The organism is Janibacter massiliensis, from assembly GCF_900289115.1.
Lineage (GTDB): Bacteria > Actinomycetota > Actinomycetes > Actinomycetales > Dermatophilaceae > Janibacter_A > Janibacter_A massiliensis.
In genome coordinates this window covers 1,708,934-1,731,937 of record NZ_LT985196.1, presented here as the reverse complement: position 1 = coordinate 1,731,937, position 23,004 = coordinate 1,708,934, and the positions used below count along the sequence as shown (strand labels likewise).

Annotated in this window: 22 protein-coding genes; 1 reads left to right on the top strand and 21 read right to left on the bottom strand. The window is 73.3% G+C overall.

Annotation, left to right across the window (positions count from 1 at the left end):
• Window positions 1-7 precede the first annotated feature (7 nt).
• The 21 genes from DAA34_RS08450 to efp all read right to left on the bottom strand — a co-directional run bounded on the left by DAA34_RS08450 (window position 8) and on the right by efp (window position 21,278).
• Window positions 8-271, bottom strand: coding sequence for a phosphoribosyl-ATP diphosphatase (locus tag DAA34_RS08450; RefSeq protein WP_106818468.1), 264 nt, complete (start codon window positions 269-271; stop codon window positions 8-10).
• Between the two features lie 70 nt (window positions 272-341).
• Entirely contained in the window at window positions 342-998 is a 657-nt protein-coding gene (gene rpe, locus DAA34_RS08445; RefSeq protein ID WP_106818466.1) for a ribulose-phosphate 3-epimerase, read from the bottom strand.
• A gap of 35 nt (window positions 999-1,033) precedes the next feature.
• Window positions 1,034-1,414 carry a VOC family protein gene (locus DAA34_RS08440; protein WP_106818464.1) on the bottom strand — a complete coding sequence of 127 codons (381 nt, stop codon included), beginning with the start codon at window positions 1,412-1,414 and terminating at the stop codon, window positions 1,034-1,036.
• Between the two features lie 9 nt (window positions 1,415-1,423).
• Window positions 1,424-2,899 (bottom strand): RsmB/NOP family class I SAM-dependent RNA methyltransferase, encoded by a 1,476-nt coding sequence (locus DAA34_RS08435; protein ID WP_106818462.1) that lies wholly within the window; start codon window positions 2,897-2,899, stop codon window positions 1,424-1,426.
• Window positions 2,896-3,843, bottom strand: a complete 948-nt coding sequence (gene fmt, locus DAA34_RS08430; protein WP_106818460.1) for a methionyl-tRNA formyltransferase — start codon at window positions 3,841-3,843, stop codon at window positions 2,896-2,898. Before fmt ends, DAA34_RS08435 begins: the two co-directional genes overlap by 4 nt.
• 40 nt (window positions 3,844-3,883) lie before the next feature.
• Window positions 3,884-5,872, bottom strand: a complete 1,989-nt coding sequence (locus DAA34_RS08425) for a primosomal protein N' family DNA-binding protein (RefSeq protein WP_106818458.1) — start codon at window positions 5,870-5,872, stop codon at window positions 3,884-3,886.
• A gap of 99 nt (window positions 5,873-5,971) precedes the next feature.
• Complete coding sequence (gene metK / locus DAA34_RS08420) at window positions 5,972-7,195, bottom strand: methionine adenosyltransferase (RefSeq protein ID WP_106818456.1); 1,224 nt, start codon at window positions 7,193-7,195, stop codon at window positions 5,972-5,974.
• An 86-nt stretch (window positions 7,196-7,281) separates the two neighbouring features.
• A complete protein-coding gene (coaBC, locus tag DAA34_RS08415) occupies window positions 7,282-8,532 on the bottom strand; it encodes a bifunctional phosphopantothenoylcysteine decarboxylase/phosphopantothenate--cysteine ligase CoaBC (protein WP_106818454.1) in 1,251 nt (416 codons plus the stop codon).
• A 23-nt stretch (window positions 8,533-8,555) separates the two neighbouring features.
• Window positions 8,556-8,819, bottom strand: coding sequence for a DNA-directed RNA polymerase subunit omega (gene rpoZ / locus DAA34_RS08410; RefSeq protein WP_106818452.1), 264 nt, complete (start codon window positions 8,817-8,819; stop codon window positions 8,556-8,558).
• A 62-nt stretch (window positions 8,820-8,881) separates the two neighbouring features.
• Window positions 8,882-9,457 (bottom strand): guanylate kinase, encoded by a 576-nt coding sequence (gmk, locus tag DAA34_RS08405; RefSeq protein ID WP_106818450.1) that lies wholly within the window; start codon window positions 9,455-9,457, stop codon window positions 8,882-8,884.
• The gene (gene mihF, locus DAA34_RS08400; RefSeq protein WP_106819987.1) at window positions 9,454-9,771 is read right to left on the bottom strand and encodes an integration host factor, actinobacterial type; all 318 of its coding nucleotides are present in this window, start codon (window positions 9,769-9,771) and stop codon (window positions 9,454-9,456) included. Before mihF ends, gmk begins: the two co-directional genes overlap by 4 nt.
• Window positions 9,772-9,866: 95 nt before the next feature.
• Entirely contained in the window at window positions 9,867-10,724 is an 858-nt protein-coding gene (gene pyrF / locus DAA34_RS08395; protein ID WP_267894612.1) for an orotidine-5'-phosphate decarboxylase, read from the bottom strand.
• The gene (locus DAA34_RS08390) at window positions 10,721-11,782 is read right to left on the bottom strand and encodes a quinone-dependent dihydroorotate dehydrogenase (RefSeq protein WP_106818449.1); all 1,062 of its coding nucleotides are present in this window, start codon (window positions 11,780-11,782) and stop codon (window positions 10,721-10,723) included. Before DAA34_RS08390 ends, pyrF begins: the two co-directional genes overlap by 4 nt.
• Complete coding sequence (carB, locus tag DAA34_RS08385; protein WP_106818447.1) at window positions 11,779-15,078, bottom strand: carbamoyl-phosphate synthase large subunit; 3,300 nt, start codon at window positions 15,076-15,078, stop codon at window positions 11,779-11,781. Before carB ends, DAA34_RS08390 begins: the two co-directional genes overlap by 4 nt.
• On the bottom strand, window positions 15,078-16,319 hold the full coding sequence (gene carA, locus DAA34_RS08380; protein WP_106818445.1) for a glutamine-hydrolyzing carbamoyl-phosphate synthase small subunit: 1,242 nt from the start codon (window positions 16,317-16,319) through the stop codon (window positions 15,078-15,080). The genes carB and carA overlap by 1 nt, the downstream gene beginning before the upstream one ends.
• The gene (locus DAA34_RS08375; RefSeq protein WP_106818443.1) at window positions 16,312-17,616 is read right to left on the bottom strand and encodes a dihydroorotase; all 1,305 of its coding nucleotides are present in this window, start codon (window positions 17,614-17,616) and stop codon (window positions 16,312-16,314) included. The genes carA and DAA34_RS08375 overlap by 8 nt, the downstream gene beginning before the upstream one ends.
• On the bottom strand, window positions 17,613-18,578 hold the full coding sequence (locus DAA34_RS08370; protein ID WP_106818441.1) for an aspartate carbamoyltransferase catalytic subunit: 966 nt from the start codon (window positions 18,576-18,578) through the stop codon (window positions 17,613-17,615). The genes DAA34_RS08375 and DAA34_RS08370 overlap by 4 nt, the downstream gene beginning before the upstream one ends.
• Entirely contained in the window at window positions 18,575-19,165 is a 591-nt protein-coding gene (pyrR, locus tag DAA34_RS08365; RefSeq protein ID WP_106818439.1) for a bifunctional pyr operon transcriptional regulator/uracil phosphoribosyltransferase PyrR, read from the bottom strand. The genes DAA34_RS08370 and pyrR overlap by 4 nt, the downstream gene beginning before the upstream one ends.
• Window positions 19,166-19,276: 111 nt before the next feature.
• The gene (locus DAA34_RS08360; RefSeq protein ID WP_106818437.1) at window positions 19,277-20,206 is read right to left on the bottom strand and encodes a glutathione S-transferase family protein; all 930 of its coding nucleotides are present in this window, start codon (window positions 20,204-20,206) and stop codon (window positions 19,277-19,279) included.
• 96 nt (window positions 20,207-20,302) lie between these two features.
• Window positions 20,303-20,716, bottom strand: a complete 414-nt coding sequence (gene nusB / locus DAA34_RS08355; RefSeq protein WP_106818436.1) for a transcription antitermination factor NusB — start codon at window positions 20,714-20,716, stop codon at window positions 20,303-20,305.
• A 1-nt stretch (window position 20,717) separates the two neighbouring features.
• Entirely contained in the window at window positions 20,718-21,278 is a 561-nt protein-coding gene (efp, locus tag DAA34_RS08350; protein WP_106818435.1) for an elongation factor P, read from the bottom strand.
• 131 nt (window positions 21,279-21,409) lie between these two features.
• Between efp and DAA34_RS08345 the strand changes: the two genes are divergently transcribed.
• Window positions 21,410-22,999, top strand: a complete 1,590-nt coding sequence (locus DAA34_RS08345; RefSeq protein WP_106818434.1) for an FMN-binding glutamate synthase family protein — start codon at window positions 21,410-21,412, stop codon at window positions 22,997-22,999.
• Window positions 23,000-23,004: the final 5 nt, after the last annotated feature.

Sequence of the window (23,004 nt, the reverse complement as noted above, 5' to 3'; positions counted from 1 at the left end):
GCTGGCCTCACAGGTGGGTGTAGACGTCGGCGAGGTCCAGGTCGTTGGCGATCATGAGGACCTGGAGGTGGTACAGCAGCTGGCTGATCTCCTCCGCGGTGCGCTCGCGGCCCTCGTGCTCGGCGGCCATCCACACCTCGGCCGCCTCCTCGACGACCTTCTTGCCGATCGCATGGGTGCCCGCGTCGAGGGCGGCCACGGTCCCGGACCCGGCGGGCCGCGTCCGGGCCTTCTCGGACAGCTCGGCGAACAGCTCGTCGAAGGTCTTCACGGGCACCGAGGGTACGTCCGCGGGCGGGCACGTCGTCGGCGGGGTTCGCCGGCTGGACGGGCGCCGGCCCTCAGTGCGCGTGCGCCGTCGCGAGGGCGCGCAGCTCGTCGACCGCGGCGGCAGCGTCCTCCGCGCCGTACACGGCCGACCCGGCGACGAAGACGTCGGCGCCCGCCTGCGCGCACTGCTCGATCGTCCGGGCCGAGACCCCGCCGTCGACCTGGACCCAGACCTGTCCGCCGTGGCGCCGGACGGACTCGCGGACCGCGGCGACCTTCGGCATCTGGTCGGCCATGAACGACTGCCCGCCAAACCCCGGCTCGACCGTCATGACGAGGACCATGTCGAGCTCGGGCAGGAGCTCCTCGTACGGCGCCCAGGGGGTACCCGGCTTGAGGGCCATGGTCGCCCGGGCGCCCGCGGCCCGGATGTCCCGGGCCAGCCGCCGCGGGTCGGCCGCGGCCTCGACGTGGAAGGTGACGCTCTGGGCGCCGGCCGCGGCGTACGGCGGGGCCCAGCGGTCGGGGTCCTCGATCATCAGGTGGCAGTCGATCGGGATCGGCGACACCGCGACGAGGGACTCGACGACGGGCAGGCCCAGCGTGAGGTTGGGCACGAAGTGGGCGTCCATGACGTCGACGTGGGCCCAGTCGGCGTTGCCGATGGCCCGCAGCTCGGCCTCGAGGTTGGCGAAGTCGGCGGAGAGGATGCTCGGGGAGATCTGCACGGGCGCCAAGGGTAGGTCCTCGTCCGGGCGGCGCGTCAGGCCGTGTGGATCGCGAGCACGTTCCCGACGGTGTCGTCGATCTCGAAGTGCAGGCCCAGGTGGTCCTTCGTCAGGTGCTCGTGGAAGGTGACCCCGAGCCGACCGAGCCGGTGGTACTCCGACTCGGCGTCGTCCACGGCGAGCATGACGACGGCGCTCTTGCGGGAGTACACCTCCTCGGCGGCCGCGCGGATCTCGGGGCGGTCGCGCGGTTCGAGCGAGATCTGGCACCCGCCGGTCGGGTCGTCCGGCGGCCCGACGACGTACAGCTCGTGCTCCGGCGCGACGAGCACGTCGACGAAGCCGAGGACCTGCGTGTAGAACCGGTGGGCCCGGGCCGGGTCGGTGACGTGGATCGCCGTGAGGAGGACGCGCACGCCCCGACCCTACGCGCGCCGCCGGAGGAGGGCGACGAACATGCCGTCCGTCCCATGGACGTGCGGCCACAGCTGGGCCGCTGGCCCTGCTCCGGTGGCGGCCACCGGCTCGCCCGCTGCGTCCCGCAGGAACGCGCGGGCGTCCAGCTGCTCGACGTCGTCACGGCGCTTGAGCACGTCCCGGACCACGAAGGTCGTCTCCTGCAGGTGGGGGCTGCACGTGGCGTAGGCCACGACCCCGCCGGGCACGACCGCGTCGAGCGCGCTGCGCAGCAGCTCCCGCTGCAACGGGGCGAGCGCGACGACGTCGTCGGGCGACCGGCGCCAGCGCGCCTCGGGGCGCCGCCGCAAGGCCCCGAGGCCGGTGCACGGGGCATCGACGAGGACCCGGGAGTACCGGCCCGCCTCCTGCGCCCCGAACTCCCGGCCGTCGCCCGTGCGGACCTCGATCCGGCGGCCGCGGGCGGCGGCGTGGGCCGTGAGCGGCTCGAGCGTCGAGCGGACGAGGTCCGCACGGTGAGGAGCGATCTCGTTCGCGACGAGGTCCGCGCCGCGCTCGGTCGCGAGCGCGCCGAGCAGACCCGCCTTCCCGCCGGGCCCGGCGCACAGGTCGAGCCACGTCCCCTCGGGCACGCCCTCGGCCAGCGGCACGTCGACGAGCGCGAGCGTGAGGAGCTGGGAGCCCACGTCCTGGACGGCCGCCCGGCGCTCGCGCACAGCGGCGATCTCACCGGGCGCGCCCGTCGGCAGGACGGCACCGACCCGCGACAGCGTGCTCGGCTGCGCCCCTGCGGCGACGAGCTCTGCGATGGTCGCCAGGCCGGGGCGGGCCACGAGGTCGACCCGGGCCGGGTCGTTGTCGGCCGCCAGGAGCGACTCGAGCACCGCGTCGGCGTCCGCCTTGGTCGCCGCGCCGTGCCCCAGCAGCGCCTGGCGAAGCGCGGTGACGATCCACGTCGGATGGGACTGGACGAGGGCGAGCCGCGGCGACCCCTCGCGCTCCCCGACGACGGCCGCCACCCAGGCGTCCCGGTCCCGCTCACCCACGCGGTGCAGGACCGCGTTCACGAGCCCGCTCGCCCCCACGCCCGTGACCTCCCGAGCCAGCGCCACGGTCTCGTCGGCGGCGGCGTGGATCGGTACGCGCATCCCGAGAACCTGGTGGACGCCCAGGCGCAGGACGTCGAGGACGGGCGGGTCGATGCGGCCGGTCGGGCGACCCGCGGCGATCTCGACGACGGCGTCGTAGAGCCCCCGCATGCGCAGGGTGCCGTACGCGAGCTCGGTGGCGAAGGCGGCGTCGCGCCCGCTCAGGCGGTGGCGACGCAGCAGCTGCGGGAGCTCGAGGTTGGCGTACGCGCCCTCGTCGACGGCGCGCAGCAGGTCGTACGCGGCGCGCCGCGCCGGGTCGCCGCGTCGGCGGCGGTGGGCGGGCGCGGTGCGGCTGCGGGCGGGTCGGCGGGGTCCACGGGAACGGTCGTTCACGCGTCCTCCCCCATGCGTTCGCCCGCGTCGACGCGCACGCCCCGCGCCCAGGCGGCCGCGTCCATCTCCTTCTTCCCGTGCGCCCGGACGAGCCCGAGCCGGACGGGGGCCGTCCCCGTCCCGACGTGGACGGCGTTCTTCCCCGCGACGATCTCACCGGGTGCGAGCGGGGTGCCGTCGGGCAGCCCGTCGAGCGTCGGCTCCACGGGTCCGAGCCTGATCCGCTCACCACGGAAGGTCGACCATCCCCCGGGCACCGGGGTGCACCCCCGGATGAGACGGTCGATCGCGACGGCCGGGAGGCGCCAGTCGACGCGGGCGTCGTCGGCCTCCACCTTGGCCGCGTACGAGACCCCGTCGGCGGGCTGCGGCCGGGCCTGGACGGTCCCGTTCTCGATCGCGTCGAGCGTCCGGACGAGCAGCGGCGCTCCGGCCACCGCCAGTCGTCCCAGGAGGTCGCCCGCGGTGTCCCGGGGGCCGATCGCCTCCGTCATCACGCCGAGGACGGGCCCGGTGTCGAGGCCCTCCTCGATGACGAAGGTGCTCGCTCCCCCCATCTCGTCCCCGGCGATGATCGCGCGCTGGACCGGCGCGGCGCCCCGCCAGGCGGGCAGGAGGGAGAAGTGCAGGTTGATCCACCCGTGGGTGGGCACGTCGAGGAGGTCGCGGGGCAGCAGCTGCCCATACGCGACGACGGGCGCGCAGTCCACGTCGAGCGCTGCGACGTCGGCGACGAGGGCCGGGTCGCGGCCGCTCGCCGGGGCGAGGACGGGCAGCCCGACCTCGCGGGCGACCTCGGCGACGGGCGAGGGGCGCAGGCTCCGGCCCCGCCCGGCGCGGGCGTCGGGGCGGGTGAGGACGGCGACGACCTCGTGCCGGGAGTCGAGGAGGGCGCGGAGGCTGGGGACGGCGACCTCTGGGGTGCCCGCGAACAGGAGACGCATCGGCCGGAGTCTAGGCCGTCCGCGCCCGTCGGCCCCGCGCTCAGGCCGTCCCCGACGGTGGCTCGACGACGACCCGCACCGGATGGGCCACCTTGTCCGCCGCCTCCCGGCGGCGGATCGCAGCCAGCCGGTCGACCATCACAGGAGCCGCGGACCACGGCGCCTGCAGCAGGAGCCGGGCCGGGTCACCCGGCAGCGGTCCGAGGACGGTGACACCTGCTGCGGGGTCGAGCCCCTGGGTGAGCATCGCCGCGTGCCGGGCGAGGGCGTCGTCCGGGCCGGTGACGACGGCTCCCCACGCCGCCGGCGTCAGGCCGAGCTCGGCCCGCTCGGCGAGCTCCCGTTCGGCGAACCAACGGGGGGCGACCCGGACGAGCGCCTCGACCGCCGGAAGCGTCACGTGCGTCGGCGCGCCGCAGAGGACGACCTGACCGCCCGCCTCCCGGCCGCGCGTCAGGGCCTGCGCCGCGGTCCATCGCCGGAGGGCCTCCTCGGCGGCCCGCAGGTCGGGACGATCGAGGAGCGCCCACGCGTCGAGCAGGAGCGTCGCCGCGTACCCGCCGTCGGCCACGGGTTCGGCGCCCGGGGTCGCGATGACGAGCGCTGGCTCGTCCGGGACCGTCGCCCGCACCTCGCCCGCCCCCGAGGTGATCACCGGGACGCCGGGGAAGGCCCGCCCGAGCTCCTCGGCCGTCCGACGGGCGCCGACGACGGTGGCCCGCAGCGCATCCGCCCCGCAGGCGGTGCACCGGTGGCCGGGGGCGGCCTGCGCGCACCACCGGCAGGCGGGCACGGCGCCGGGGGCGGGGATCGCCAGCGGTCCGCCGCAGCGGGCGCACCGCGCGGGCACGCGGCAGGCGGCGCACGCGACGGACGGGACGTAGCCGCGGCGGGGCACCTGGACGAGGACGGGCCCGCGGGAGATCGCCTCCTTGGCCGCGCGCCAGGCGGCCCCGGGGAGGTGCGCCCGCGCCGCCGGTCCGTCCCGTTCGGCGTCGTGACCCTCACCCGCGACGCGCACGGGCGCCGCACTCCCCCGGCCGTCCGGGTGGTCGACCGGGCGCAGCACACCGGAGTGCACGAGGCGGGCGACGTCCGTCGTCACCGTGAACCCGGCCGCCAGGACCGCCGCGCCCTCCGCCCGGGCGCGGGCGAGCAGGACCTCCCGGACGTGCGGGTAGGGCGCACGTGGCTCGGCGTGCAGGTCGTCGCCGTCGTCCCACCACGCGACGAGTCCGAGATCGGCGACCGGCGCGAACGCCGCGGCCCGCGCTCCGACGGCGACCCGCACGTGACCCCGCAGCACCTTCAGCCACGCGGTGTACCGGGCCTGGGGTCCCTGGTCGGCGGTGAGGACGACGTGGGCGTCTGGGCCGAGGCGCTCCTCGATCGCCGCGGAGACCCGGCGCACGTCCCGGGCGTCGGGAACGACGACGATGCTTCCCCGTCCCGAGGCGGAGGTCGCAGCGACGGCGGCCGCGAGCCCGGCCGGCCAGCTGCCCGCGGGGCCGGCGACCGGAGCGACCGCCCACGAGGCGCCCGGGGAACCGCCGGACCGCAGGTGCGCCAGGAGCGCCGCCCCGGCCGGGTAGGCGGCCCACACCGCGTCGGCGGCGTCGGCGGTGGCGGGCGCCGGAGCCGGTGCAGTCGGGGGGTCGCCCTTCGCGTCGAGCGCCGCCTCGGCGCGGGCGTGCCGGGGCGGGACGGCCAGCCGCAGGACGTCTCCGACCGTGCCGGCGTACCGGCCCGCGATCTCCGTGGCGACCGCGAGGATCGCCGTGGTGAGGACGGCCTCGGGCGAGCGCACCGCGCGGATCGGCGTCAGACGGCCTCCGTGCTCGGGTACGGCACGGCGTTCCACGACGTACCCGGGTCGGTCGCGCCCGGCGAAGCGCACCGCGACGCGGCACCCGGGGACGACCTGGTCGTCGAGCTCAGCGGGGATCGCGTACTCGAACGACCGGTCCAGGTGCGCCAGCCCCGTGTCCACGAGCACCGCGGCGACGGGGCCGGCCGGTGTCGTCGTCACGCCGGCGAAACTACCCCGGTCGACCGACAGCCCCCGCGGACGCCGGAAGCGCCGACCCCTCGAGGGGATCGGCGCCTCCGGGACGACCGTGCAGCCGGGTCAGCCGCGGACCGCGCGCTGGAGCTCCTCGACGCGGTTGGTCTCCTCCCAGGTGAAGCCCTTCTGGCCCTTGACGTCCATCCGGCGGCCGAAGTGGCCGTAGGCGGCGGTCGGGGCGTAGATCGGGCGGAGCAGGTCGAGGTCCTCGACGATCGCCAGCGGCCGAAGGTCGAAGACGGAGTCGACGGCCGCCTGGATCTTGTCCACGGGGGCCTTCTCGGTGCCGAAGGTCTCGACGTAGAGGCCCACCGGCTGCGCCTTGCCGATCGCGTACGCGACCTGGACCTCGCAGCGCTCGGCGAGGTCGGCGGCGACGACGTTCTTGGCGACCCAGCGCATCGCGTACGCGGCCGAGCGGTCGACCTTCGACGGGTCCTTGCCCGAGAAGGCGCCGCCACCGTGGCGGGCCATGCCGCCGTAGGTGTCGACGATGATCTTCCGGCCCGTGAGACCGGCGTCGCCCATCGGGCCGCCGATGACGAACTTGCCGGTCGGGTTGATGAGCGTGCGGTAGTCGGACACGTCGATCGAGCCGCCCGAGGCGTGGAACTCGTCGATGACCGGGCCGATGACGTGCTCGCGGATCGCGGATCCGAGCTCGTCGCCCGAGTCGACCTCCTCGGAGTGCTGCGTGGACAGCACGACCGTGTCGAGCCTGACAGCGGTGTGCCCGTCGTACTCGATGGTGACCTGCGTCTTTCCGTCCGGGCGGAGGTAGGCCAGCGTGCCGTCCTTGCGGACCGCCGTCAGCCGCTCGGAGAGCCGGTGCGCGAGGTAGATCGGCAGCGGCATGAGCTCCGGCGTGTCCTGGCACGCGTACCCGAACATCAGGCCCTGGTCGCCCGCGCCCTGCTTGTCCTTGGGGTCGACGCCACCGGTCCGGCTCTCGAAGGCCGTGTCGACGCCCTGCGCGATGTCGGGCGACTGCTGGCCGATCGAGATGGAGACGCCGCAGGACCGACCGTCGAAGCCCTTGTCCGACGAGTCGTAGCCGACGTGCCCGGCGACGACCTCACGGACGAGGCGCGGGATCTCGACGTAGGACTGGGTCGTCACCTCGCCGGCGATGTGCACGAGGCCCGTCGTGACCATCGTCTCGACGGCGACCCGGCTCTTCGGGTCCTGCTCGAGCATGGCGTCGAGGATCGAGTCCGAGATCTGGTCACAGATCTTGTCGGGGTGGCCCTCGGTGACGGACTCGGACGTGAACAGGCGACCGGACACTCCGGGACTCCTTGTCGTTGGCGTGAGCCGGGGCAGGACGCCCCCGGCAGGTCTGCGAACCGCGTCGCCGCGGCGTTCTTCGTAGTCTAGCGACGGGGCGCGAGGGACCGCAGGACGTCCCACATCCGGCGCGCCACCTCGCGCTTGGACCCCGCGATCTCGACCGCGTCCTCCGTGCCCCGCCGCAGGACGTGCACGACCGTCTCGTCGCGACCGAAGGTCTTGTCCGGACCGACCTCGTTGACGACGAGCACGTCGCAGCCCTTCCGGGCCAGCTTCGCCCGGGCGTGGTCGAGGACCCCACCGGCGGCATCCCCGGTCTCCGCCGCGAACCCGACGACGAGCGGCGCGTCCGCCGACCCCCGCCGATCCACGAGGCCGGCGAGGACGTCGGGGTTGCGGACGAGCTCGATCGTCGGGGCCTCGGGCTCGCCCTCGCCGAAGCGCTTCTTGATCTTCGCGGCCGCGACCGTGCGTGGCCGGAAGTCGGCGACGGCGGCGGCCATGACGACGACGTCGGCGTCGTCCTCGTGGGCGCGGACGGCGGCGTCCATGTCGAGCGCGGTCGGGGCGTCGACGACCGTGCAGCCGGCGGGCAGCGGGACCTCGGTCGAGCCGACGACGGCGGTCACGCTCGCCCCTCGGGAGAGGGCCTCCTCGACGATCGCGACGCCCTGCTTGCCCGAGCTGCGGTTGCCGAGGAAGCGGACCGGGTCGATCGGTTCGCGTGTCCCGCCGAGGGTGACCAGGACCCGGACGTCGCGCAGGTCCTGCTCCGGCGACGTTCCTGCGGCCGCACCCTCGGCGGGGAGGTGGCCCACGACGGCGAGGGCCGCGGCGTGGATGTCCTGCGGCTCCGGCAGCCGGCCGGGGCCGGTGTCGGTGCCGGTCAGGCGACCGCTCGCGGGCTCGATGACGTGGATGCCCCGGGAGCGAAGGGTGGCGACGTTCGCGACCGTCGCCGGGTGCTCCCACATCTCGGTGTGCATCGCGGGTGCGAGCACGACGGGGCACCGCGCGACCAGGAGGGTCGTCGTCAGCAGGTCGTCCGCCTGACCGTGCGCGGCGCGGGCGAGCAGGTCGGCGGTGGCGGGGGCGACGACGACGAGGTCGGCCTCCTGGCCGAGCCGGACGTGGACGACCTCGTCCACCCGCTCGAACACACCCGTCTGCACGGGCGACCCGGACAAGGCCTCCCACGTCGGGGCGCCGACGAACCGCAGCGCGGCCTCGGTGGGCACGACGGTGACGTCGTCACCCGACTCGGTGAACAGGCGCAGCAGCAACGCCGCCTTGTACGCGGCGATCCCGCCGCTGACACCCAGGACGACGCGCATCCCGCCCCTCCTCGACGGCTGGCTCAGGCCTGCGTCGGCTCGCAGGTGAGCAGGTCCTGATCGATCTCGCGCAGGGCGATCGAGAGCGGCTTGTCGTGCTGCTCGGACTCGACGAGGGGACCGACGTGCTCGAGCAGACCCTCCTGGAGCTGGCCGTAGTAGGCGTTGATCTGCCGCGCGCGCTTGGCCGAGTAGATGACGAGGGCGTACTTGCTGTCCGCCTTCGTCAGGAGGTCGTCGATCGGCGGGTTGGTGATGCCGATGGGGTTGGCCTGGGTGCCGGACACGGGCTTCTCGATCCTCGCCCGGTGGGGGCGATCGGGGGTACTTGGACGGGGTGCGACGCGCGTCAGCGCGCCTGCGATTCCATCAATGATACGAGCTCGGCCGCGGCACGCTCGACGTCGTCGTTGACGATCGTCACGTCGAACTCCCGCTGGGCGGCCAGCTCCACCTTCGCGGTCTCGAGCCGGGCGGCCCGTTCCTCCTCCGTCTCGGTGCCCCGCCCGACGAGCCGGTCGACGAGCTCGTCCCAGCTCGGTGGGGCGAGGAAGACGAAGAGAGCGTCCGGCGCGGTCTCGCGAACCTGCCGCGCGCCCTGCAGGTCGATCTCGAGCAGGGGCAACCGGCCCGCCGCGATCGCGGCCTCGACCGGCGCCCGCGGCGTGCCGTAGCTGGCGCGGCCGTGGACCACGGCGTGTTCGAGGAGCTCGCCGTCGTCGACCATCCGGTCGAACTCGGCATCGTCGACGAAGAAGTAGTGGACGCCGTCGATCTCTCCGGGGCGGGGCGGACGGGTCGTCGCCGAGACCGAGAGCCACACCTGCGGGTGGTGCTCCCGGATGTACGCGGCGACGGTGCCCTTGCCGACCGCGGTGGGCCCGGCCACGACGACGAGCCGGCCCGGACGTTCGGGTTCGCTCATCCGCCCTCGAACCGTCGAACGAGCTCGGCCACCTGGTTCGTCCCCAGCCCGCCGACCCGCCGGGACTGCGCGATGCCGATCTCCTCCATGATCTGACGGGCGCGGGCCGGACCGACCCCCGGCATGGCCCGAAGGAGTGCGGTGACCCGCATCTTCCCCACGGCCTGGTTCCTCGTGCGCTCGGCGATGACGTCCGCGATCGAGGCCCCGCCGTGCTTGAGGCGGTGCTGGACCTCGGCGCGCTCCCGGCGCGCGCGGGCTGCCTTCGCCAGGGCTGCAGTGCGCTGCTCAGGGGTGAGGGTGGGGAGTGCCATGTGGAGTTCCTGCAGGTCGAGGGGCGGGAGGGTGACGACCATGCTAGATCCGCCCCACCCCTGAGGGTGAGAATGCAGCGGTGACGTGACCTTGCTCATGCCACCCCGAACGCCGCAGCGAGCTCGTCCGCGTGGGCGGTGACGGCCCTGGCGAGCGCCCCGACGTCGGGGCCGTGCCGGAGGACCTCCCGGGAGGACGAGGCGAGCACGGACGGCAGGGCGTCCCCGAAGACCGCGCGGGCGGTCTCGGGGTGACCGCCCTGCGCTCCGAAGCCCGGTGCGAGGATCGGCCCCCCGACGGCCGCCAGGTCGATGCCCAGGTCGTGGACGGCCGCCCCGACCGTCGCACCGACGACGAGCCCGACGCTGCCGAGCTCGCCTCGGCTGCGGGCGGCCGCGTTGTCGCCGGCGGCGCCCGCGGCGATCGATGCCGCGACGCTCCGGCCGTCGAGGACCGCGTGCTGGACGCTGCGCCCTTCCGGGTTCGAGGTGAGCGCGAGCGCGAAGACGCCCCGCCCGGTGGCCGCGGCGAGGTCGAGCGCCGGGCGCAACGACTCGTACCCCAGGTACGGCGACAGGGTGATCGCGTCCGGCGCGCACTGCGCGTCCGGCGCGAGGAAGGCCTCGGCGTACGCCGTCATCGTCGATCCGATGTCCCCGCGCTTGACGTCGAGGACGACGAGCGTGCCGGCCTGGACGAGGTCGGTGACGACCGACTCCAGGACCGCGATCCCGCGAGCGCCGAAGACCTCGAAGAAGGCCGACTGCGGCTTCACCGCGGCAACCCGCCCGGCGAAGGCCTCGACGCAGGTCCGGGCGAAGCGCTCGAGGCCCGACAGGTCGTACGGCAGGCCCCACGCTTCGAGCAGGCCCCGGTGGGGGTCGATCCCGACGCACAGCGGACCGTGCTCGGCCATCGCCCCGGCGAGGCGCGCACCGAACGGCGCGGTCACGACCGCTCCCCCGCCGCGAGGTCGGCGAGGACCCGACCGGGCCACTGGGGCCCCTCGTAGACGAAGGCCGTGTACGCCTGCACGAGATCGGCGCCGAGGGAGAGCCGGTGCTCCACGTCCGCGGCGGAGTCGACGCCCCCGACGCTGATCACGGTGCGATCCCGGTCGAGCTCGGTGCGCAGGAGGCGCAGGACCTCCACGGCGCGGGTCCGCAGGACCGGCCCGGAGAGCCCGCCGGCGCCGAGCGCCTCGACCTCGCGTGCGTCCGTCCGCAGGCCGTCCCGGGTGATCGTCGTGTTGGTGGCCACGACCCCCGCCAGGCCCAGCTCGCGGACGAGGCCGGCCACGGCCGCGATGTCGTCGTCGGCCAGGTCGGGAGCGATCTTCACGAGGATCGGCACCTCCCGGCCCGTCGCGTCCGCCGCCTCGTCACGCACCCCGGCGAGGATCGGCCGGAGCGGCTCCACCGCTTGGAGGTCGCGCAGGCCCGGGGTGTTCGGCGAGCTGACGTTGACGACGAGGTAGTCGGCGAACCGGGCGAGCCGGCGGGTGCTCAGCCGGTGGTCCTCGACGGCGTCCTCGACCCGCACCGCCTTCGTCTTGCCGATGTTGATCCCCAGGAGGACGTCGGCGTGCTCACGGTCGGCGCGCCGGGCGAGGCGCTCGGCGACCGCCGCGGACCCGTCGTTGTTGAACCCCATCCGGTTGACGATCGCCCGGTCGGCCGGCAGCCGGAACAGCCGCGGTCGGGGGTTGCCCGGCTGCGGGCGACCGGTGACCGTGCCGATCTCGACCGCCCCGAAGCCCAGGGCCGCGAGGGCGTCGATCCCCTCGCCGTTCTTGTCGAACCCCGCGGCGAGGCCGAGCGGCGCGATCTCCTTGCCCAGGACGGGGCGGGTGGGGACGGACGTCGGCACGACCGCCCGCCGGGCGAGGTCGCTCACCCCGGGGACGCGGGTCAGGCCCCGCCACGTGGTGGACGCCGCCCGATGGATCCGCTCCGGGTCGAGCCGGGAGAGGACCGCGTCGAAGGCCGCGTCGTACGCCCGTCCGGTCACGAGCGCGACCCGTACAGGTCGAGATCTCGGGCGTGCTCCTGGAGGGGCTTGACCCGCAGCTCACCGTGCAGGCGCGCCTCGATGCCCTGCACCGCGGCCCCGAGCTGCTGGACCGTCGTGACGATCGGCTTGTCCATCGAGGTGATCGCCGCACGGATCGCGTACCCATCGGCCCTGGCGTCCTGACCGGACGGGGTGTTGAACACGAGGTCGATCTCGCCGGCGAGGATCCGGTCGATGATGCTCGCTTCTCCCTCGCCGCGCGCGCTGTGCTTGCCGACGACCTCGCACTCGATCCCGTTGCGCCGCAGGACGGCTGCCGTCCCCTCGGTCGCGACGATGGCGAACCCGAGGTCGGCCAGCCGCTTGATCGGGAAGAGCATGGCGCGCTTGTCCCGGTTGGCGACCGAGACGAAGACCGTGCCGCTCGTCGGCAGCCCGCTGACGGAGCCGAGCTGGCTCTTGGCGAACGCGGAGCCGAAGTCGGTGTCGATGCCCATGACCTCGCCCGTCGAGCGCATCTCCGGGCCGAGGAGGGAGTCGACGACCTCGCCCTCCTTCGTCCGGAACCGCTTGAACGGCAGCACGGCTTCCTTGACCGACATCGGGGCGTGCGCCGGGAGCGCGCCGCCGTCGACGCCCGTGGGCAGCATGCCCTCCTCGCGCAGCTGGGCGATGGTCGCCCCGAGCATGATCCGGGCCGCGGCCTTGGCGATCGGGACTCCCGTCGCCTTCGCCACGAAGGGCACGGTCCGCGACGCCCGGGGGTTGGCCTCCAGGACGTAGAGGACGTCCTGGGCCAGGGCGTACTGGACGTTCATCAGGCCGCGCACGCCGATGCCCTCCGCGAGGCGACGGGTCGCCTCCCGCACGCGCTCGAGCTCCCCGGCCCCGAGGGTCGCCGGAGGCAGTGTGCAGCTGCTGTCGCCGGAGTGGATCCCAGCCTCCTCGATGTGCTCCATGATCCCGCCGAGGTACATCTCCTCGCCGTCGAACAGCGCGTCGACGTCGATCTCGATCGCGTCGTCGAGGAAGCGGTCGACGAGGACGGGGTGCTCCGGCGAGGCGACGGTCGCACGGGTGACGTACTCCGAGAGGCGCTCGTCGTCGTAGACGATCTCCATGCCCCGCCCACCGAGGACGTACGAGGGCCGGACGAGCACGGGGTACCCGATCTCACGGGCGATCTCGATCGCCTCGGCGGCGCTGAAGGCCGTGCCGTGCTTGGGCGCGTTGAGACCCGCCTCGGCCAGGACCCGACCGAAGTGGCCACGGTCCTCGGCGAGGTCGATCGCCTCCGGCGAGGTGCCCACGACGGGGACACCCGCATCCTTGAGTGCCTGCGCGAGCCCGAGCGGCGTCTGCCCGCCGAGCTGGACGACGACCCCCGCGACCGGCCCGGCCTGGGTCTCGGCGTGGACGACCTCGAGGACGTCCTCGAGCGTCAGCGGCTCGAAGTAGAGCCGGCTGCTCGTGTCGTAGTCGGTCGAGACCGTCTCCGGGTTGCAGTTGACCATGACCGTGTCGTAGCCGGCCTCGCGCAGGGCGAAGCTCGCGTGCACGCACGAGTAGTCGAACTCGACGCCCTGACCGATCCGGTTCGGGCCGGAGCCGAGGATGATGACGGCCGGGGTCTCCCGCGGCGCGACCTCGCTCTCCTCGTCGTAGGTGCTGTAGTGGTACGGGGTGCGGGCGGCGAACTCCGCGGCGCAGGTGTCGACCGTCTTGTAGACCGGTCGCACGCCCAGCGCGTGCCGCACGCCCCGGACGACAGCCTCCGGCATCGTCCGCAGCTGAGCGAGCTGGGCATCGGAGAAGCCGTGCCGCTTGGCCAGGCGGAGCAGCTCCACCGACAGCTCGGGGGCGGCGGCGATCTCGTCGGCGAGCTCGTTGATCAGGGCCATCTGGTCGAGGAACCACGGGTCGATCCCCGTCGCCTCGTGGGCCTGCTCGACGGTGATCCCGCCCCGCATCGCCTGCTGGAGGGTGACGATCCGCCCGTCGGTCGGCATGACCGCGGTGGCCAGGAGCGCGCGGGCCTCCTCCGGCGTCGGCGTCGGGCCCTCCCAGTGGAACGAGCTGCCCGCGCGCTCGGCGGAGCGGAGCGCCTTCTGCAGGGCCTCGGTGAAGTTGCGCCCCAGGCTCATCGCCTCGCCGACGGACTTCATCGTCGTCGTCAGACCGGGGTCGGCCGCGGGGAACTTCTCGAACGCGAAGCGGGGCACCTTGACGACGACGTAGTCGAGCGTCGGCTCGAAGCTCGCCGGCGTCTCCTTCGTGATGTCGTTCGGGACCTCGTCGAGGGTGTAGCCGATCGCCATCTTCGCGGCGATCTTCGCGATGGGGAACCCGGTGGCCTTCGAGGCGAGCGCGGAGCTACGCGAGACGCGGGGGTTCATCTCGATGACGATCATCCGGCCGTCGGCGGGGTTGATCGCGAACTGGATGTTGCACCCGCCGGTCTCGACGCCGACCTCGCGGATGACGGCGATCCCGACGTCGCGCATCCGCTGGTACTCGCGGTCGGTGAGGGTCAGAGCCGGTGCGACGGTGATCGAGTCGCCCGTGTGGACCCCCATCGGGTCGAGGTTCTCGATGGAGCACACGACGACGACGTTGTCGGCGTTGTCGCGCATCACCTCGAGCTCGTACTCCTTCCACCCGAGGATCGACTCCTCGAGCAGCACCTCGGTCGTCGGGCTGTACTGCAGCCCGGCACCGGCGATGCGCCGCAGGTCCGCCTCGTCGTGCGCGAACCCGGAGCCCAGACCGCCCATGGTGAAGCTCGGCCGGACGACGACCGGGTAGCCCAGGTCGGCGGCCGCCTCGAGGCAGTCGTCCATCGAGTGGCAGATCCGCGAGCGGGCCGACTCGGCACCGCACCGCTCGACGACGCCCTTGAAGCGCTCGCGGTCCTCGCCGAGCTGGATGGCCTCGACGTTCGCGCCGATGAGCGGGCAGCCGTACTTCTCGAGCACGCCGTTCTCGTGGAGGGCGATCGCGGTGTTGAGCGCCGTCTGGCCGCCGAGCGTCGCGAGGACTGCGTCCGGGCGCTCCTTCTCGATGATCTTCTCGACGACCTCGGGGGTGATCGGCTCGACGTACGTCGCGTCGGCGAACTCGGGGTCGGTCATGATCGTCGCCGGGTTGCTGTTGACGAGGACGACGCGCACGCCCTCCTCGCGCAGCACGCGGCAGGCCTGGGTGCCGGAGTAGTCGAACTCGCAGGCCTGGCCGATGACGATCGGGCCGGACCCGATGACGAGGACGCTCGAGATGTCGGTGCGCTTGGGCATCAGGCGTTCTCCCCGTGCTGGTCGGTCGTGTCGGCGTGGGCGGTGCGGCGGCGCTGCAGGAGCTCGACGAACCGGTCGAAGAGGTAGGCGGCGTCGTGCGGGCCGGCCGCGGCCTCGGGGTGGTACTGGACGGAGAACGCCGGGATGTCGAGGCACTCGATGCCCTCGACGACGTCGTCGTTGAGGCCGACGTGGCTGACGCGCACCCGGCCGAAGGAGGTGCCGTGCTGCGCGTCGGCGGGGGCGGTGACCGTCTCCCCCAACGGCGCGTCGACGGCGAACCCGTGGTTCTGGGCCGTGATCTCGACCTTCCCGGTCGTCAGGTCCTTCACGGGCTGGTTGATCCCGCGGTGGCCGTAGCGGAGCTTGTAGGTGCCGAAGCCGAGGGCCCGGCCGAGGATCTGGTTGCCGAAGCAGATGCCGAAGTACGGCGTCCCGTCCGCGAGCAGCTCGCGCAGCAGCTCGGCCTGCGGCGCGGTCGCCGGGTCGCCCGGACCGTTCGACATGAAGACCCCGTCGGGGCCCTGGCCGCCCGTCGCGGACGGTACGGCGCGGACGTCCTCCGCGGTCGCCGTGGCCGGCAGGACGTGGACCTCGATGCCGCGCTCCGCCATGCGGCGGGGCGTCATCGTCTTGATCCCGAGGTCGATCGCGGCGACGGTGAAGCGCCGCTCCCCCTCGGCCGGGACGACGTACGCCTGGCTCGTGCTCACCTGCGAGGCGAGCTCCGACCCGGCCATCGTCGGGGCGGAACGGACGGCCTCGAGCAGCTCGGACGCCGGACGACGGGCCGCGTCGCCGGAGAAGACGCCGGCGCGCATCGTCCCGCGCTCGCGCAGGTGGCGCGTCAGCGCCCGCGTGTCGATGCCGCTGATCCCGATGATCCCCTGGGCGGACAGGGCGTCCTCGAGGGTGCCGGTGGAGCGCCAGCTGCTGGGGCGGATCGCGGGGTCGCGCAGCACCAGGCCGCTGGCCCAGATCCGGCTCGACTCGTCGTCCTCGTCGTTCCAGCCCGTGTTGCCGATGTGCGGCGCGGTCATGACGACGACCTGGCGGTGGTAGCTCGGGTCGGTGAGCGTCTCCTGGTAGCCGGTCATGCCGGTCGAGAAGACGACCTCGCCGATCGTCTCGCCGACGGCCCCGAAGGGACGACCCGCGAAGGTGCGGCCGTCCTCGAGGACGAGGACCGCGACGGGCGGGAGCTCGTCGGTCGGCAGGGGCGGGTGCTGGGTGTCAGTCACCGGTGGGGACTCCGTCCTGGGCCGTGGCACGGCCCCGCAGGAAGGTGGTGCGGACGGCACCCGAGAGGGTGCGCCCGTCGTACGGGTTGTTGCGGGAGAGCGAGGCCGACGCGCCGGCGTCGACGGTGATGGTCGCGGCCGGGTCGACGAGGACGAGGTTCGCCGGCTCGCCGGGGGCGACCGGGCGACCGTGGTCCGCGACCCGTCCGATGTGCGCCGGGGTGGTGGCCATGACCCGGGCCAGGTCGGCCATCGACATCCGGCCGGTGGCGACCATGACGTCGTGGACGACGGCGAAGGCGGTCTCCAGCCCGAGCATCCCGAACGCGGCGTCGACGAAGGCGTGCTCCTTGTCGTGCGGCGCGTGCGGCGCGTGGTCGGTCGCGACCGTGTCGATCGTGCCGTCCGCGAGTCCCTCGCGCAGCGCCTCGACGTCCTCGGTCGGTCGCAGCGGCGGGTTGACCTTGTACACGGGGTCGTAGCCGGTGAGCAGGTCGGTCGTCAGCAGGAGGTGATGGGGCGTCACCTCGCACGTGATGTCGATCCCCCGGCGCTTGGCCCAGCGCACGGCGTCGAGCCCCTCGGCGCTCGTGACGTGGGCGACGTGGACCCGGCTGCCGGTGTGCCGCGCGAGCTCGGCGTCACGGGCGACGATCGTGCTCTCCGCGGCGCTGGGCCAGCCCGGCAGGCCCAGCCGGCCGGACAGCTCGCCCTCGTGGCAGCACGCCTCCGGCCCGGCGAGCGCCGGGTCCTGCGCGTGCTGCGAGACGACGCCGCCGAAGGCCCGGACGTACTCGAGAGCACGCCGCATGACCCGGGAGTCGTGGACGCACCGGCCGTCGTCGGAGAACACGGTGACCCGGGCCCGGCTGCGGTGCATGAGCCCGAGCTCGGCGAGCTCGGCGGAGTCCAGACCCTTCGTCACCGCGCCGACCGGTCGGACGTCGGCGTACCCGGCCGCGACCCCGAGGTCGAGGATTCGCTCGGCCGCCTCCGCGGTGTCGGTGACGGGGTTCGTGTTCGCCATCGCGTGGACCGCGGTGAAGCCACCGGCGGCGGCGGCGCGGGTCCCGGTGCGTACGGTCTCGGCGTCCTCCCGTCCGGGCTCGCGCAGGTGGGTGTGGAGGTCGACGAACCCGGGGAGGAGGACGAGTCCGTCGGCGGCGACCCGCTCGTCGTCGCCCAGGCCGGCGGGGGCGGAGACGGTGCCGACCTCGCGGATCGTCCCGTCCTCGACGAGGACGTCGGCCCCGGTACCGTCCGCGAGCGTGGCCCCGGTGATGAGCAGGCGGGTCATGCAGCGGCTCCTTCCGCCGAGGCGAGCAGGTGGTACAGGACGCTCATCCGGACCGCGACCCCCGAGCTCACCTGGTCGAGGACGAGCGAGCTCGCGGCGTCGGCGGCGTCCGCGGCGATCTCGAGCCCGCGGTTCATCGGGCCGGGGTGGAGGATGACCGCGTCCGGCCGGTGAGTGCTCAGGACCTCGAGACGGCCGCGGGTGAGGCCGTAGCCGACGGTGTACTCGCGCGGGGTCGGGAAGAAGCCGCCGGTCATCCGCTCCTTCTGGACCCGGAGCATCATCAGGGCGTCGACCCCCTCGGCGAGCACGTCGTCGAGGTCGTGGCTGAGGGTGAACCCATCCCGCTGCGCCCAGGCCCGCGAGCCGCTCGGCATGAGCGTCGGCGGGGCGACGACGGTGACCCGGGCCCCGAGTCGGGGCAGGGACAGCAGGTTGCTGCGGAAGACGCGGCTGTGCGTCACGTCGCCGACGATCGCGACGTGCCGGCCCTCGAGTGAGCCGAGCCGGCGTTCGAGGGTGTACGCGTCCAGGAGGGCCTGGGTCGGGTGCTCGTGCAGCCCGTCGCCGGCGTTGACGACGCTGACCCGGGTGCCCGTCTCGTCGAACCACCGGGCGACCTGGTGGGCAGCCCCCGATGCCGAGTGACGCATGACGATCGCGTCGACGCCCATGGCGGCGATCGTCCGCACGGTGTCCCGCAGGGACTCGCCCTTGCTCGTCGAGCTGCCCTTGCCGGTGATGTTGATCGTGTCGGCGCTCATCCACTTGCCGGCGACCTCGAAGCTGCTGCGGGTCCGGGTGCTGTCCTCGAAGAAGAGGTTGATGATCGTCCGACCGCGCAGGGTGGGGATCTTCTTCACCTCGCGGTGCTGGACCTCGTGCATCTCGGCCGCCGTGTCGAGGACGGCACGCAGCGCCGCGTCGTCGAGGTCTGCGATCGACAGCAGGTGCCGGGTCATCGCCCACCCCCGGTGATGGCGACGGAGTCCTCGACGTCGTCGTGCTCGGTCAGGCGGACCCGGACCCGCTCGGCATGCGCCGTCGGCAGGTTCTTGCCGACGTGGTCGGCGCGGATCGGCAGCTCGCGGTGGCCGCGGTCGACGAGGACGGCCAGCCGGACGGCGCGGGGACGGCCGTAGTCGGCGAGTGCGTCGAGCGCGGCGCGCACCGTCCGCCCGGAGTAGAGGACGTCGTCGACGAGGACGACCGTCCGGCCGTCGATCCCGCTCTCGGGGATGGTCGTCGGGTGAGGGGCACGGGTCGGGCGGCCGCGCAGGTCGTCGCGGTACATCGTCACGTCGAGGGCGCCGGTCGGGACGGTCGTGCCCTCGATCTGCTCGACGAGGGCCCCGAGCCGACGGGCGAGGCCGACGCCGCGGGAGGGGATCCCCAGGAGGACGAGGTCGTCGGCGCCCTTGTTGTGCTCGAGCAGCTCGTGAGCGATGCGGCGCAGGGCCCGGGCGATGTCGCCGGAGGACATCACCTCGCGGGCGTCGCCGACGACGGCGTCATCAGGTGGCGCGGGCACGCCGGAGTCGGGGCACATGGTGCCGGGACCTCCTTCTCCGCCTCACGGGACGGTCGTTAAAGGATGTCGTTCGGTACCGAACCCTACAGCGCCCCTCAGGTACGCTGGCGGCCGGTCACGCGGTCGGGATCAGCCCCGTCCGTGCGGGGTCTCCCACACCGCGGGGTCGGGACCCTGCGGGATGATGCCCGTCGGGTTCACGTCGGTGTGGACGACGTAGTAGTGCGCCTTGATCTGGTCGAAGTCGATCGTCTCGCCGAACCCCGGCGTCTGGTACAGGTCCCGTGCGTAGCCCCACAGGTTGGGCATCTCGGTGAGCTTCTGCCGGTTGCACTTGAAGTGCCCGTGGTAGACCGCATCGAAGCGGGCGAGCGTCGTGAACAGCCGGACGTCGGCCTCCGTGATCGACTCCCCCATGAGGTAACGCCGGTCGGCCAGCCGCTCCTCGAGCCAGTCCATGGCGGTCCACAGCCGCTCGTAGGCGGCGTCGTAGCTCTCCTGCGACCCGGCGAACCCGCAGCGGTACACGCCGTTGTTCACCTCGGTGAACACGCGGCGCATGACCTCCTCCATCTCCTCGCGCAGGTCCTCCGGCCACAGGTTCGGCGCGTCCTCGCGGTGGTACTCGCGCCACTCGAAGAAGAAGTCGTGGGTGATCCACGGGAAGTCGTTGGTGACGATCTCGCCGCTGGGCACGTCGACGATCGTCGGCACGGTGATCCCGCGCTCGTAGCCCGGGAACCGGAGGAAGTAGGCCTCCTGGAGACGCTCGATGCCCAGCACCGGGTCGACCCCGCCGGGGTCGAGGTCGAACGTCCAGCTCCGGGCGTCGTGCGTCGGCCCGGGCATCCCCAGGCTGATGACGTCCTCCAGCCCGAGCAGGTTGCGGACGATGATCGAGCGGTTGGCCCACGGGCACGCCTTCGCGGCGACGAGACGGTAGCGCCCGGGCTCGACCGGCCAGGTGGGCGCGGTGATCTCCGCGGGCTTCTTGTCATGACCGCGCGGGTCGCGGCTGGCCCCCGGCTGCGCGGTGATCCGGTCCGGGACGTACGTCATGTCCCGCTCGTACCCCTCGCCCGCCTTCGTGTACCTGGGCGTGTGGTCCTGTGCCAAGGCCTGCTCCTTCGGGGGTCTGGTGTGGTCTCGGGGAGGTCAGCTGAGGGTGTCCTTGACCTCCGCGACGCGCGCCAGGAGGCCGTGGACGAACCGGGGCGAGTCGTCGGTGCTCAGCTCGGTCGCGAGCCCGATCGCCTCGGAGATCGCGACAGCGTCGGGCACCTGCTCGTTGTGCAGGATCTCCCACGCCCCGATCCGCAGGATGGCGCGGTCGACGTCCGGCATCCGGTCGAGCGTCCACCCCTGGCTGTAGGTGCGCAGCGCGTCGTCGATCTGCGCCCCGTGCTCGGTCACGCCCTCGACGATCTGGACCGTGTACGGGTTGAGCGGGGCCTCGGTCACCGGGGCCTCGCTCCGGTCGCGGACGAGCGCGACGGGGTCGACGCGGCGCTGCTCGGCCTCGAATAGGACGTCGAGCGCCCGCTTGCGGGCCTTGGTGCGGGCCGCCAACTCAGTTCACGCGGCCGAGGTACGAACCGTCGCGGGTGTCGACCTTGACCTTCGTGTTCTGCTCGACGAACAGCGGGACCTGGATCTCGGCGCCGGTCTCCAGCGTCGCCGGCTTCGTGCCACCGGTCGACCGGTCACCCTGCAGGCCCGGCTCGGTGTACGTGATCTCGAGGACGACCGAGGCCGGCAGCTCGATGAACAGGACGGCGCCGTCGTGGCGGGCGACGACCGCCTCCTGGTTCTCGAGCATGTACTTCGCCGCGTCACCGACGACATCCGGGCTCACCGGGATCTGGTCGAAGGTGTCGGGGTCCATGAAGACGTAGTCCGTGCCGTCGTTGTAGAGGAACTGCATCGTCCGCTTGTCGACGTTCGCCGTCTCGACCTTGGTCCCGGCGTTGAAGGTCTTGTCGACGACCTTGCCGCTCGTGACCGACTTCAGCTTCGTGCGGACGAACGCCGGGCCCTTGCCGGGCTTGACGTGCTGGAACTCCACGACGGACCAGAGCTGGTTGTCGAGGTTGAGCACCATGCCGTTCTTGAGGTCGTTCGTCGTCGCCACGGAGGGATCGCTTTCGGGTTGGGACCAGGTCGAGGCGCGTCCACCCCATGGGGCGAAGACGGCCGACGATCATCCTAACCGGCCGGTGGGACGGGTCGACCGGGGCGCGATCGCGGGGCAGACTCGCGGGCATGAAGCCTTGGACCACGCTCGGCACGGCCGCCGCGACCGGGATCGCCGCGCTGGCCGCCCGCGACCTGACGCAGCGCACCCACGCGCTCAAGCGCAACTTCCCCGTCATCGCGAACGCCCGCTACGCCCTCGAGACGATCGGCCCGGAGCTGCGCCAGTACATCGTCACGAGCAACGACGAGGAACGCCCGTTCAGTCGTGACCAGCGGGCGTGGATCTACTCGAGCGCGAAGCAGCAGAACAACTACGCGGGCTTCGGCACGGACAACGACGTCGAGCGCGCCGAGGGGTACACGATCATCAAGCACCGGACGTTCTCGGACGTCGCCCCGTCCTCCCGGCTGGCCCACGGCGCGAAGGGCAGCCACGACGATCTCGTGCGGCTGCCGGCAGCGAAGGTCATCGGCGGTCCGCGCGGTCGGCGTCACGCGTTCCGGCCCGACTCGCTCGTCAACGTCTCGGGCATGTCCTTCGGCTCGTTGTCCGGTGCCGCCATCCGCAGCCTCAACGAGGGCGTCCGGCTTGCTGGCGCCTACCAGAACACCGGCGAGGGCGCGCTGTCGGACCACCACCGCCGCGGTGGCGACCTCATGTTCCAGATCGGCACGTCCTACTTCGGCTGCCGCGACGAGCAGGGCCGGTTCGACCTCGAGCGCCTCGTCGACGTCGTCGCCTCCGCCCCGGTCCGGGCGATCGAGATCAAGCTCTCCCAGGGCGCCAAGCCCGGCCTGGGTGGCCTGCTGCCCGCGGCGAAGATCACCGACGAGATCGCCCGGGTCCGCGGCATCCCGCGGGACCAGGACTGCGCGAGCCCCTCGCGGCACACGGCGTTCTCCGACGTCGACTCGATGCTCGACCTCGTGGAGACGATCGCGGACCGCACGGGCCTGCCGGTGGGCATCAAGTCGGCCGTCGGCGACCTCGGCGTCTGGCACGACCTCGTCGACCAGATGTCCCGGCGCGACCGCGGTGTCGACTTCGTGACGATCGACGGCGGCGAGGGTGGCACCGGCGCGGCCCCCCTCATCTTCTCCGACCACGTCGCCCTCCCCTTCCGGGTCGGCTTCGCCCGGGTCTACTCCCTCTTCGCCCGGGCCGGGCTCACCGACGACGTGACGTTCATCGGCAGCGGCAAGCTCGGCCTGCCCGACACCGCCATGGTCGCCCTCGCGCTCGGCGTCGACGTCATCCACGTCGGTCGCGAGGCGATGCTCGCCATCGGCTGCATCCAGGCGCAGAAGTGCCACACCGACAAATGCCCGACGGGGGTCGCGACGCAGAACCAGTGGCTCGAGCGGGGGCTCGTGCCGGAGACGAAGGCGCCGCGGGTCGCCAGCTACATCAACACCCTGCGCCGCGACCTGCTCAAGGTGTCGGAGGCGTGCGGCGAGTGGCACCCCGGGCTCGTCGACGCCGACCAGATCGAGCTGCTGGACGTCAACCGGAACGCGGTCCCGCTGCGCACCGTCTACGGCTACGAGGACGGCTGGGGCGCCGTGGGACCGGCCGTGCGCGAGGACGTCGAGGGCGTGATGAAGGACCTGGTGGGGGTCGAGGAGGAGCACCCGGCAGCCGCGGCCCCCAACTGACGGCC

Bases quoted from the DNA above. Each gene is read 5' to 3' on its own strand.
- fmt (WP_106818460.1), bottom strand. From the start codon at position 3,843: ATGCGTCTCCTGTTCGCGGGCACCCCAGAGGTCGCCGTCCCCAGCCTC.
- coaBC (WP_106818454.1), bottom strand. From the start codon at position 8,532: ATGCGCGTCGTCCTGGGTGTCAGCGGCGGGATCGCCGCGTACAAGGCG.
- gmk (WP_106818450.1), bottom strand. From the start codon at position 9,457: ATGAGCGAACCCGAACGTCCGGGCCGGCTCGTCGTCGTGGCCGGGCCC.
- mihF (WP_106819987.1), bottom strand. From the start codon at position 9,771: ATGGCACTCCCCACCCTCACCCCTGAGCAGCGCACTGCAGCCCTGGCG.
- carB (WP_106818447.1), bottom strand. From the start codon at position 15,078: ATGCCCAAGCGCACCGACATCTCGAGCGTCCTCGTCATCGGGTCCGGC.
- DAA34_RS08375 (WP_106818443.1), bottom strand. From the start codon at position 17,616: ATGACCCGCCTGCTCATCACCGGGGCCACGCTCGCGGACGGTACCGGG.
- DAA34_RS08370 (WP_106818441.1), bottom strand. From the start codon at position 18,578: ATGACCCGGCACCTGCTGTCGATCGCAGACCTCGACGACGCGGCGCTG.
- pyrR (WP_106818439.1), bottom strand. From the start codon at position 19,165: ATGTGCCCCGACTCCGGCGTGCCCGCGCCACCTGATGACGCCGTCGTC.
- DAA34_RS08360 (WP_106818437.1), bottom strand. From the start codon at position 20,206: ATGACGTACGTCCCGGACCGGATCACCGCGCAGCCGGGGGCCAGCCGC.
- DAA34_RS08345 (WP_106818434.1), top strand. From the start codon at position 21,410: ATGAAGCCTTGGACCACGCTCGGCACGGCCGCCGCGACCGGGATCGCC.